This window comes from Thermomonas sp. LB-4, assembly GCF_036409385.1.
Lineage (GTDB): Bacteria > Pseudomonadota > Gammaproteobacteria > Xanthomonadales > Xanthomonadaceae > Thermomonas.
This window is the reverse complement of sequence record NZ_JAXOFT010000006.1, coordinates 132894-144043: the sequence shown is the minus strand read 5'-3', so window position 1 is coordinate 144043 and position 11150 is coordinate 132894. Positions and strand designations below refer to the sequence as shown.

Annotated in this window: 9 protein-coding genes; all 9 read right to left on the bottom strand. The window is 71.9% G+C overall.

What is annotated here, in order from left to right; all coding sequences use genetic code 11:
- Positions 1–73: 73 nt before the first annotated feature.
- On the bottom strand, positions 74–985 hold the full coding sequence (hemC, locus tag SPK54_RS06900; protein ID WP_330947184.1) for a hydroxymethylbilane synthase: 912 nt from the start codon (positions 983–985) through the stop codon (positions 74–76).
- 53 nt (positions 986–1038) lie between these two features.
- On the bottom strand, positions 1039–2394 hold the full coding sequence (gene rmuC / locus SPK54_RS06895) for a DNA recombination protein RmuC (RefSeq protein ID WP_330947183.1): 1356 nt from the start codon (positions 2392–2394) through the stop codon (positions 1039–1041).
- A gap of 43 nt (positions 2395–2437) precedes the next feature.
- A complete protein-coding gene (locus SPK54_RS06890; RefSeq protein WP_330947182.1) occupies positions 2438–3145 on the bottom strand; it encodes a VIT family protein in 708 nt (235 codons plus the stop codon).
- A 49-nt stretch (positions 3146–3194) separates the two neighbouring features.
- The gene (locus SPK54_RS06885) at positions 3195–4424 is read right to left on the bottom strand and encodes a TolC family protein (RefSeq protein WP_330947181.1); all 1230 of its coding nucleotides are present in this window, start codon (positions 4422–4424) and stop codon (positions 3195–3197) included.
- On the bottom strand, positions 4421–4726 hold the full coding sequence (locus tag SPK54_RS06880; protein WP_330947180.1) for a DUF3240 family protein: 306 nt from the start codon (positions 4724–4726) through the stop codon (positions 4421–4423). The genes SPK54_RS06885 and SPK54_RS06880 overlap by 4 nt, the downstream gene beginning before the upstream one ends.
- Positions 4723–7800, bottom strand: a complete 3078-nt coding sequence (locus SPK54_RS06875) for a CusA/CzcA family heavy metal efflux RND transporter (protein ID WP_330947179.1) — start codon at positions 7798–7800, stop codon at positions 4723–4725. Before SPK54_RS06875 ends, SPK54_RS06880 begins: the two co-directional genes overlap by 4 nt.
- 4 nt (positions 7801–7804) lie before the next feature.
- Positions 7805–8905 (bottom strand): efflux RND transporter periplasmic adaptor subunit, encoded by a 1101-nt coding sequence (locus SPK54_RS06870; RefSeq protein WP_330947178.1) that lies wholly within the window; start codon positions 8903–8905, stop codon positions 7805–7807.
- Between the two features lie 241 nt (positions 8906–9146).
- Positions 9147–10493 (bottom strand): HAMP domain-containing sensor histidine kinase, encoded by a 1347-nt coding sequence (locus tag SPK54_RS06865; RefSeq protein WP_330947177.1) that lies wholly within the window; start codon positions 10491–10493, stop codon positions 9147–9149.
- Positions 10480–11145 (bottom strand): response regulator transcription factor, encoded by a 666-nt coding sequence (locus SPK54_RS06860; RefSeq protein WP_330947176.1) that lies wholly within the window; start codon positions 11143–11145, stop codon positions 10480–10482. The genes SPK54_RS06865 and SPK54_RS06860 overlap by 14 nt, the downstream gene beginning before the upstream one ends.
- Positions 11146–11150 lie beyond the last annotated feature (5 nt).

Genomic DNA, 11150 nt, shown 5'->3' with positions numbered 1-11150 from the left:
GCGACGGTTCGGAATGGAGAACCCTACCGGCTTGAGGAAAGACAGTTGCTCCTACGGAAGCTGCATGATGGCCTCAGCCGTCGATCAGCGCGCGCGCGCCCTGTGCCAGCAGCGCCTGCGCGACCTCGATGCCCAGCGCCTCGGGGGCAGTGGCGGGACCCTCGGCCTGCGCGCGGATGCAGCGGCCGTCGGCGGTCGCGCCGACCAGTCCCTGCAGCAGCAGGCGTTCGCCCTGCAGCGCGGCCAGCCCCGCCACGGGGACATGGCAGCTCCCGTCCAAGGCGCGGTTCATCGCCCGCTCGGCGGCCACGCAGGTGCGGGTGGCGGCATCGTCCAGCGCCGCGCACAGCGTCGCCACGCGCGGGTCGCCGTCGCGGGTTTCGATGGCGATGGCGCCCTGCGCCGGCGCCGGCAGCCAGGCCGGTGCGTCCAGCCGCGCGCGGATGCGGGCGTCGAAACCCAGCCGCTGCAGGCCGGCGCAGGCCAGCACGATGGCGTCGTAATCGCCGGCGTCGAGCTTGGCCAGGCGCGTGTTGACGTTGCCGCGCAGGTCGCGCAGCTGCAGGTCGGGACGCAGCGCGCGCAGTTGGGCCTGCCGGCGCAGCGACGAGGTGCCCACGCATGCACCCTGCGGCAAGGCATCGAGACCGTCGAAGCGGTTGCTGACGAAGGCATCGGCATGGTCGGCGCGCGGCAGGATGGCGGCCAGCGCGAAGCCGGGTTCCAGCGTCATCGGCACGTCCTTGAGCGAGTGCACCGCGCAGTCGGCTTCGCCGCGCTGCATGGCGATTTCCAGCTCCTTGAGGAACAGGCCCTTGCCGCCGATGGCCGCCAGCGAGCGGTCCAGGATCTCGTCGCCGCGGGTGGACAGCGGCACCAACTCGACGCTCAAGCCCGGATGCGCGACGCGCAGGCGCTCGGCGACGTGTTCGGTCTGCCACAGGGCGAGCGGGCTCTTGCGGGTGGCGATGCGCAGCGTAGTCATGCGCGCATTATCGCCGCTGGCCGGCGCGCGTGCCCGCCGCGCCCGCAACGCGCCTACTCGACCGGCGGCTCCAGCACCACCGGCGTTTCGCCCGGCAGCGTGTCCACCTCGCGCAGGCTGCGCTCGATGGCGCGGGTGCGCACGCCGGTGTGCTCGATCTGCTTGCTGGCCTGGTCGAGCTTGTTCTTGACGTTGTCGAGCACGTCGCCGAACTTGCCGAATTCGGTCTTGGCCTTCTCGAGGATGCGCCACACCTCGGCCGAACGCTTCTCGATGGCGACGGTGCGGAAGCCGATCTGCAGGCTGGTCAGCAGCGCCAGCAGGGTGGTCGGGCCGGCGATGGTGATCCGCTGCTCGCGCTGCAGGCCCTCGAACAGCCCCGGCCGGCGCAGCACCTCCGCGTACAGGCCTTCGGTGGGCAGGAACAGCACCGCGAATTCGGTGGTGTGCGGCGCGGCCACGTATTTGCCGCGGATGCGCTTGGCCTCCTCGCGCACGCGCCGCTCCAGCGCGTCGCCGGCGGCACGCGCGGCGTCGACGTCGGCGCGTTCCTGCGCGTCCACCAGGCGCTCGTAGTCCTCGCGCGGGAACTTGGCGTCGATCGGCAGCCACACCACCGCATCGGCGCCCGAACCCGGGAAGCGCACCGCGAATTCCACCCGCTCGCTGCTACCGGGGATGGTGGCGACGTTGGCGGCGTATTGGTCGGGCGCGAACACCTGTTCCAGCAGCCCGGCCAGCTGCACTTCGCCGAAGATGCCGCGCGACTTCACGTTGGTCAGTACGCGCTGCAGCCCGCCCACGTCGGCCGCCAGCTTGCTCATGTCGCCCAAGCCCTGGTGCACCTGCGCCAGCATGCGGGTGACGTTGCCGAAGCTCTCGGTCAGGCGCGTCTCCAGGGTGGCGTGCAGCTTCTCGTCGACGGTGGCGCGCATCGCCTCCAGCTTGGCCGCGTTGTCGGCCTGCAGCGCCTTCAGCTGCTGCTCCAGGGTGGCGCGCAGCTCGCCCAGCCGCAGTTCGTTGCGCTCGCCCATCTCGCGCAGCTGCTGGCCCTGCGCCTCGGCGTGGCGCTGCTGGCTGGTGGCCGCTTCCAGCCGTGCCTTGCGGGCATCCTCGGTCAGCGCCGCGCGCAGTTCGTCCAGGCGCGCGTCGGTGCGCTGGGTCAGTTCGTCCAGCCGTTGGTCGGTGCGCGCGGCCACCGCCTGCAGCTGCGTGCCGAAGCCGTCGATGCGCTGGCCCTGCTGCAGGGCGAAGCTGTCCAGCTGGCCGCGCAGTTCGTCGCGACCGCCGCGCTGTTCGTCGCGCAACAGCGCGGCGATGCGGTCCTCAGGCCGACGCAGCAGCAACAGCGCGACGAGGGCCAGGACGGCGAGCAGCAGCAGCGACAGCAGGAGCGTGTTGGTATCCATCCCGCCAGTGTAGCGGCGGGCGTCGCAGCGCCTGCGACCGCGATCAGCCGACGCTGACCCCGAACGCCCAGCCGATCAGCGCGGTGGCGGCCTGCGCCAGGCTGCCCCACAGCAGCACCCGCCAGGCGCCCTTGATGCCGCCGCCGCCGGCCACCCGCTCGGCGACGTAGCCCAGCACCCACAGCAGCACGGTGGTGCTGGCGACGATGGCGATGGCCAAGCTTCCGCTGCGCCACAGCCAGGCCAGCAACACCGGTGGCAGGGCACCGACGGTGAACGAAGCCGCGGAGGCCAACGCGGCCTGTACCGGCCGCGCGCGCTGCAGGTCGTGGATGCCGACCTCGTCGCGCAGGTGCGCGGCCAGGTCGTCGTGGGCGGTCAGCTGCTCGGCCACCTGCCGCGCCAGCTCCGGCTCCAGCCCACGGCGCACGTAGATCTGGGTGAGTTCTTGCAGCTCCGCTTCCGGATGCTGGTCCAGCGCCGCGCGCTCGATGCGGATGTCGGCGTGCTCGGCATCGGCCTGCGAGCTGACCGAGACGTATTCGCCCGCCGCCATCGACAGCGCACCGGCGGCCAGGCCGGCCATGCCGGTCAGCAGGATGGTGGCCGGCTCCGCCTGCGCGGTGGCCATGCCCAGCACCAGGCTGCTGGTGGAAATCAGGCCATCGTTGGCGCCGAGTACCGAAGCACGCAGCCAGCCGCTGTGCTGGCTGCGGTGCGGCTCGTGGTAGTGATGGGTTTCGATCTGCATGGACGCGGGCCTGGCAGGGGCTTGGGTGCGCGCATTGTAGGCGCGCCCGCTACTCGTCATGCCAGAGGTCGTGCGCGTCCACCAGCACCCGCAGCCGCGCCCGCTCGGCATCGGCCCGGGCATCGGCCTCGGCGGCGGCGATCTGGGTGTGCTGACGCTGCACGAGCAGCCATTCGGCCACCGCCACCTCGCCCAGTTCCCAGCCGCGCTTGACGCGTTTCAGCGCCGCCACGCTGGCGTCGAGTGCATCGCGCTGGGCCTGCCACTGCGCCGCCAGCGTGGCGGCCGCGGTCACCGTCACTACCGCTTCGCGGCTGATGTCGCGGCGCATGCTGGCGACGTCGCCGTGCACGGCGGCGGCCTGGGCGGACTCCGCCTGCGCATTGGCCGCGCGGTAGCGACCGCCCAGCGGAATGCTCAGGACCAGGCCGTTGACCTGCTCGGCGCCGCCGCGCTCGTCCAGGCGGCGGAACCCGAGGACGGGATCGGCGATGCGTTCGGCGCGGGCGCGCGCGGCGCGCGCGTCGGCCTGTTCGGCATCGGCGGCCAGCGCGCCGATCTCATGGCTGCGCGCGATGATCCGGTCGATCCACGCCTGCGGCGTCTCCGGCAGCGCCAGCGGCGGGTCCACTGCAAGCGCGCTGGCGGGGATCGGCAGGCCCGGGAAATCGCTGTGCATGGCCTCGCGGGTCGAATGCAGCGCCGCCTGCGCGGCCAGCAGGCGCGCCTGCGCCTGGGCGCGCTCGACGTCGATCAGATCCAGGTCCTTGCGCGAGGATTCACCCAGTTCCACCCGCCGCGCCAACCCGCTGCGCTCCCGCTCCAGCAGGGCGGAGGTCGCCTCCGCGGTGCGCAGGTGCTCCGCCGCACGCAGCCAGTCCATCCAGTCATCCAGCATGCGCCGCGCGCCCTGGTGACGGGCATCGTCCAATCGCAGTTCCGCCGCCACCACGCCGGCATCGCCGATGCGGCGGTCCAGCGCTGCCTTGCCGGGCAATCGAATGGCGCGACTGAGGGTGAATTCGGATTCCGAAAAGCGCTGGCGGCCGCCCAGCTCGTCGGTACTGCGCCGCTGCGCCACCGCATCCAGCTGGAACTCGTGCGGCCCGGCTGCCAGCGCGCCGGCGTGCGCGCGCGCCGCGTCCACCCGCGCGCGCGCCGCGACCACGTCCGGCTGGGCATCGATGGCCTCATGCACCAGCTCGTGCGGGGGCAGCCACTGCTGCGCCTGCGCACCGAGGCTGCAGGCGCCCAACAGGATCACGAACAGTCGTTTCATCCCAGCCTCCCCATCGCCAGCACCGGCTCGATCCACCAGCGCACTTCCCGTGCATCCACCTGCCCGCGCAGCGCCGCCAGCACGGTGTCCACCTGCGCCCGCGGCAGCAGCATCCACAGCACCCGCCGTTGCACCCGGCCATGCACCTGCTCGGCGGCCGAGGCGGTGCTGAAGTCACTGGAATGGCCCTCGGCCTGCAGCAGGGTGAAACCGGGCAGGCCCGCTTCGGCCACCAGCGTTTCGGTCACCGCGGTTTCCAGCCGCGGTGGGAACACCAGGTTGAATCGCACGATGTCGTTCATGCGGCCTCCTTCGAGGGTTCGATGCCGAACCGCCGGTACAGGATCGGCAGCAGCAACAGGGTCAGCGCGGTGGACGTCACCAGCCCGCCGATCACCACGATGGCGAGCGGCCGCTGGATCTCCGAGCCCGGCCCGCTGGCCAGCAGCAGCGGCACCAGCCCCAGCGCAGTGATGCTGGCGGTCATCAGCACCGGCCGCACCCTCTGCAGCGCGCCGCGCCGCACCACTTCGCCTATCTCCAGCCCGGCGTCATGCAGCTGGTTGAAGCAGGTCACCAGCACCAGTCCGTTGAGCACGGCGATGCCAAGCAGGGCGATGAAGCCCACCGAGGCGGGCACCGACAGGTATTCGCCGGACAGCCACAGCGCCATCACCCCGCCCACCAGTGCGAACGGGATGTTGCCCAGGATCAGCAGCGCCTGCCGCAGCGACCCGAAGCTCAGGAACAGCACCACGAAGATCGCAGCCAATGCGATCGGCACCACCAGACCCAGCCTTGCGGCGGCGCGCTGCTGGTTCTCGAACTGGCCACCCCATTCCATCCGGTAGCCGGGCGGCAGCTTCACCGCCGTGGCCAGCGCCGCCTTGGCTTCCTCGACGAAACCGACCAGGTCGCGGCCATCCACGTTCGACTGCACCAGCGCATAGCGCGAGCCCTGTTCGCGCCCCACCTTCACCGGACCGCTGCCGGCCTTGAGCGAAGCGATCGCGGACAGCGGGATATCGCCGCCACCGGGCAGGGCGACGCGCAGGGTGCGGAAGCGCTGCGCCGACATCCGCACCTCGTCGCCGCCGCGCACCAGGATCGGCGTGCGCCGGCCGGGTTCGATCACGGTGCCGGCCGGCATGCCGTCGATTTGCGCGCGCAGCTCGTCCTGCACGTCGGCCACCGCCAGGCCGTTGCGACCGGCCGCCACCGGGTCGACCACCACCTGCAGGTAGTCCACCCCCTCGGTGGTCTGGGTAAGGATGTCCTGCGCGCCGGGCACCTTCTCCAGCGCGACCGCGGTCTGCTGCGCCAGCGTGCCGAGGGTGGCAAGGTCGGGGCCGAAGATCTTGATGGCGAGGTCGCCGCGGCTGCCGGTGAGCATTTCCGAAACGCGCATCTCGATCGGCTGGGTGAAGCCGATGTCCATGCCGGGGAAGCCGTGCAGCACCTTGCGGATCTCCTCCGCCAGCCAGGCCTTGTCCGGGTTGCGCCACTGCGCCTTGGGCTTGAGCTTGAGGAACATGTCGGTTTCGTTCAGGCCCATCGGGTCCAGGCCGAGTTCGTCCGAACCCACCCGCGCCACCACGTGGTCGACCTCCGGCACCTTCGCCTTGATCGCGCGCCCGACCGCCAGGTCCAGCTCGGCGGAACGCTGCAGCGAGATCGCCGGCGACTTGGCAATCTGCACCAGGATGTCGCCTTCGTCCATGGTCGGCATGAAGCTCTTGCCGACCCCGAGGTAGGCGGCCACGCCCAGCACCAGTGCCGCCAGCGCCGGCAGCAGCGCGCGTTTCGGCCGCGCCAGCACCGCGTCCAGCAGCGGACGGTAGACCCGCTCCACCTGGCGCATCAGCCACGGCGTGTGTTCCACGTGCGAACGCAGCAGGAAAGAGGCCAGCACCGGGATCAGGGTCAGCGACAGCAGCAGCGACGCGCCCAGCGCAAACACGATTGTCAGCGCCACCGGCCCGAACAGCTTGCCCTCCAGCCCTTCCAGGGTGAGCAGAGGCAGGAAGGTCAGGGCGATGATCAGCATGCCGGCGGCCACCGGCGTGGCCACTTCGCGGGTGGCATCGAACACCCGGTGCAGGCGCGGCAGGTGCGCGCCGCGTGCGTCCGGCTGCAAGCGGGTCACGGTGTTCTCCACCACCACCACCGCCGCGTCCACCAGCATGCCGATGGCAATCGCCAGCCCGCCCAGGCTCATCAGGTTGGCGCTCTGTCCGGTCAGGTGCATCAGCAGGAAGGTGAACAGCGCCGCCAGCGGCAGCATCAGCGACACCACCAGCGCCGCGCGCAGTTCACCCAGGAACAGCAGCAGCAGCACCACCACCAGCACGGTGGCTTCCAGCAGCGCGTTGCGCACGGTGGCCACCGCGCGTTCGATCAATTCGCTGCGGTTGTAGAAGGGAACGATCTTCACCCCCGGCGGCAGGCTCGGCGCCAGCGATTGCAGCCGCGCCTCGGCCGCATGCACCAGCTTGGAGGCGTCCACGCCGCGCAGCGCCACGACAATGCCCTGCACCGCCTCGCCCTTGCCGTCGCGGGTCACCGCGCCATAGCGGGTCATCGCCTCGGTGCGCACGCGCGCCACGTCGCGCACCCGCACCGGCGGCATGCCGGGCTTGAGCACCACGTTGCCGATGTCGTCGGCATCCGCCAGCGCGCCTTCCACGCGCACGATCAGCGCGTTCTCGCCGGCCTGCAGCCGGCCGGCGCCGTCGTTGCGGTTGTTGCGCTCCAGCGCCAGCACCAGGTCGTCCAGTTGCAAGCCGTTGGCCAGCAGGCGGGCGCGGTCCGGGACCACAACGAACGCGCGGGCGTGGCCGCCCAGCACGTTGACGTCGGCCACGCCGGGGACCGTGCGCAGGGCCGGGCGGATGGTCCAGTCGAGCAGGGTGCGCTTTTCCTGCAGGTCCAGGCCGCCGCCCTCGATGGTGAACATCAGCACGTCCGACAGCGGCGTGGCGATCGGCGCCAACCCGCCGCCGACCCCCGCCGGCAGCACGTCGGCGACGTTGCCGTAGCGCTCCGCCACCTGCTGACGCGCCCAGTAGATGTCGGTGCCCTCCTTGAAATCCAGGGTGATGTCGGCGATCGCATACTTCGCGGTCGAGCGCAGCATCACCGCGTCGGGCACGCCCAGCAGCTCCATCTCCAGCGGCGCCACCACCCGGCTTTCCACTTCCTCCGGGGTCATGCCCGGCGCCTTCAGGATCAGCTTGACCTGGGTGGGCGAAATGTCGGGATAGGCATCGATGGGCAGCTGCATGTAGGCGCGCAGGCCGAAGCCGGCAAGCACCAGCACCGCCAGCAGCACCATCAGGCGCTGGCGCAGGGAAAACGCGATCAGCCGCTGCAGCATGGGCTTACTCCCCCGCCGTCAGGGTCTTGAGCAGGTTGGCGCCGGCGCTGGCCACCGGCAGTCCTGCGCGCAGCCCTTCGCCGGTGACGATGGCGCGGCGCCCGTCGTCGCCCAGCAGGCGCACCGGCAGGCCGCGCCAGGCGTCGCCTTCGAGCACGAACAGCAGGTGGCCGTCGCCGTCCTGCAGCAGCGCACTCGCCGGCACCGCCACCGCGCCGGCGGGCGCCGGCAGCTGCAGGGTCACGTCCAGCTGCTGGCCCGGCAGCAACCCGCTGCCAGCGGCCAGCTGGGCGCGCACGCGCAGGCTCTGCGCGCCGGCATCGGCATCGCCACCCACCGCCGCCACGCTTGCCGTGGCGCCGCCGGGCAGCGCCACCGGCTGGCCGACGCGCAGCTGCGTCGCCAGTTCCACCGGCACCGCGAATTCCAGGTCCAGGCGGTCGTCGCTGGCGAGCGTGAAGACCGGCGCCAATGCGTCCAGCGCCTGGCCGGGACGCACCTGCCGGTGCAGGACGCGGCCGGCCTGCGGGGCCAGCAGCTCGAATTCACCGGCGTTGCCGCCGCTGGCCCGCAGCTGCGCCAGCGAGGCGTTCGCCTGCCGCAGGCTGGCGTTGGCCACCTGTGCCCGCGCGCGGCTTTCCTGCGCGCGCGCGGCCGGTATCAGCCCTTCGCGTTGCAGCAGCGCGTCGCGCTGGGCCTGCTGCGCCGCCAGCCCGGATTCGGCGCGGGCCCTGGCGTAGTCGGCCTGCACCGCCACCAGCTCGCGACTCTGCACCCGCAGCATCGGCTGGCCGCGGCGCACGGTCTCGCCTTCGTCCACCAGCACCCGCGTCACCACCCCGGCGTACGGCATGGTCACCTGCGCACTGGAGGCCAGCGGCACCGTGACCTCGGCCGGCAGGCCGGTGACCGGCACGCTGTCGGCAGCCACCGCCGGGGTGCGCTGGATGCCGAGGTTGGCGGTCTGCGCGGCGCTCAGGCGGATCCGGCCCTGGGCGTCGGCCTGCGGGGCGGCTTCCGTTGGCGCGGCGTCGTTGGAGGAGCCGCAGGCGGTGAGCGCCAGCAGCGTGGAAGTCAGGACGAAAACGGCGGGAAGACGGCGCATGGCGATGACGGAGTCCGGCGGTTGGGCTCAGTCTGAATACGCAAGCTTTCGCCAGGCTTAAGACCCGGCGGCCCTGGAGTTGCTGTCGCCCGGAGGCACGGACGGCACCGGAGCGTCGCGACGATCGGCACGACGGGCAGGGTTTTCCCGGCGCGGCGGGAAGCCGGGCCGGGAAAACCCGGCACGCAAGCACCCGATCTGCTTTACCGGATCCGGCGGCCTGTCCGGCCCTGCCCACCCGCTACAGCGCCGGGATCGGCCCCAGTGCCGCCTGCAGCTGGCCCTCCTGCAGGGTGAACCGCAGTTGCAATCCCAGTGCCGCCGCCATCGCCCGGACCAGCGCCAGGCCCAGCCCGGCATGGCGGGCGTCCGCCTCGCGGTCGCCACGCCAGTGGCGTTCGCCGAAGCGGGCAAGGTCGGCATCGGCCAGACCGGTGGCGCGGTTGCGCACCTGCAGCCACCATCCGTCGGTTGCCTGCTCCAGCGCGGCCTCCACCGGCGCATCGGCATCGCCGTATTCCATCGCGTTGAGCAGCAGGTTGGTGGCGATGCGCTCCAGCATGCCGGCGTCGCAGACCACCCAGGCCTCGACCGGAAGCAGCAGGCGCAGGCGCCCGGCCTCCCACTCCTCGCCGCCGCTGCCCGCCAGCTGGCGCAGCAGCGCCGCCAAGTCCAGCGGATCGACCTGCGGCGCCTCCTGCCCGGATTCGAAACGGGCCAGCGCCAGCAACGCTTCGATCCCGCGCTGCATGCGCGCATTGACATCGCGAACGCTGTCCAGCGCCTGCCGCAGGCCCTCGACATCGTGCCGACGCTGCGCCAGCTCGGTGACCGCGGCGATCTCGGCCACCGGGGTGCGCAGCTCGTGGGCCACGCTGCGCGACAGCCGACGCTCGCGTTCGGCCATGCGCCATGACCGGCGCAGCGCTTCGTGGGCGGCCTCAACGAATGGATGCAGTTCACGCGGCGTGCTGGCCAGCAGCCCCGGTTCCGGCGGACCGTCGTGCGGCAGCCGCCGCGCTTCGCGCGCCATGTGCACGAAGGCCTGGCGCACCAGCAGCAGGCACAGCAGCACCGCCGCAGCAATCGCCGCCAAGGTGCCGGCCAGCAACACGCCGTGCATGCGCCGCTCGGTGCTGTCCCAACTCTCCCGTTCAGTGGCCATCACCAGCCGGCCGCCGGCGAAATGACCGCCGGCCAGTGACAGCACCCGGTAACGCCCGGCATGGCCGTCCGGCAGCAAGAGGTCGCCGCGCGCGCTGGCCGGCAGGCGCAACGCGCCGTCGCCGCTGTTCATCGAGGCCGCGCGCAGGTGGCCGCCGGCGTCGTAGATGGCGAAGAAGTCGGTATGCCCGGCGATGTCCCAGGCCGGCAGGATGTGGGCGCGCGGGTCGTCGTCCACCTGCAGCTGCTGCGCCAGCGCAGACGCGCGCGCGTCCAGGAACTGGTCCAGCTGGCGGAACATCGCCCGGTCCACCAGCACGTCCAGCACCAGGAACAACCCGCCCAGCAGCAGGCCGATCGCCAGCACCAGCTGCCACAGCAGGCGGGTGCGCAGCGACCACGCGCGCGGCCTATTCGATGACATAGCCGAAGCCGCGGCGGGTGCGGATGGGATCGGGCGCGCCGGCCTTGGCCAGCTTGCCGCGCAAGGTGCTCAGGATCACTTCCACCACCTTGTCGGAGGATTCGCTGGCGCTGTCGTACAGGCGGTCGAAGATCGCCGGCCGCGACAGCACCTTGCCGCGCTGGCGCAGCAGCAGTTCCAGCAGCGCGTATTCCTTCGGCGACAGCTGCAGGTCGCTGCCCCGCCAGCGCGCGCGGCGGGCGCCGGTGTCGACCTGCAAGCCGTCGAGTTCCAGCACGGTATCGCCGCCGTCGCGTGCGCGCCGCGCCAGCGCCCGCACCCGCGCCTGCAGTTCGTCCAATGCGAAGGGTTTCACCAGATAGTCGTCGGCGCCGGCATCCAGCGCCGCCACGCGGTCGGCGACGGTGTCGCGCGCCGACAGCATCAGCACCCGCGCGCGCGAACCGGACCCGCGCAGCGCCTTCAGCACCTGCAGGCCGTCACGCCGCGGCAGCATCCAGTCCAGCACCAGCAGGTCGTAGTCGTGGCCGGCAAGGAAGGCGATGGCCTGCTCGCCGTCGGCGGCGTGGTCGCAGGCATGGCCGTCCTGTTCCAACGTGGCGCGCAGGCTCTCTGCCAGCGTCTGCGAGTCCTCGACGATCAGCAGGCGCATGGCCG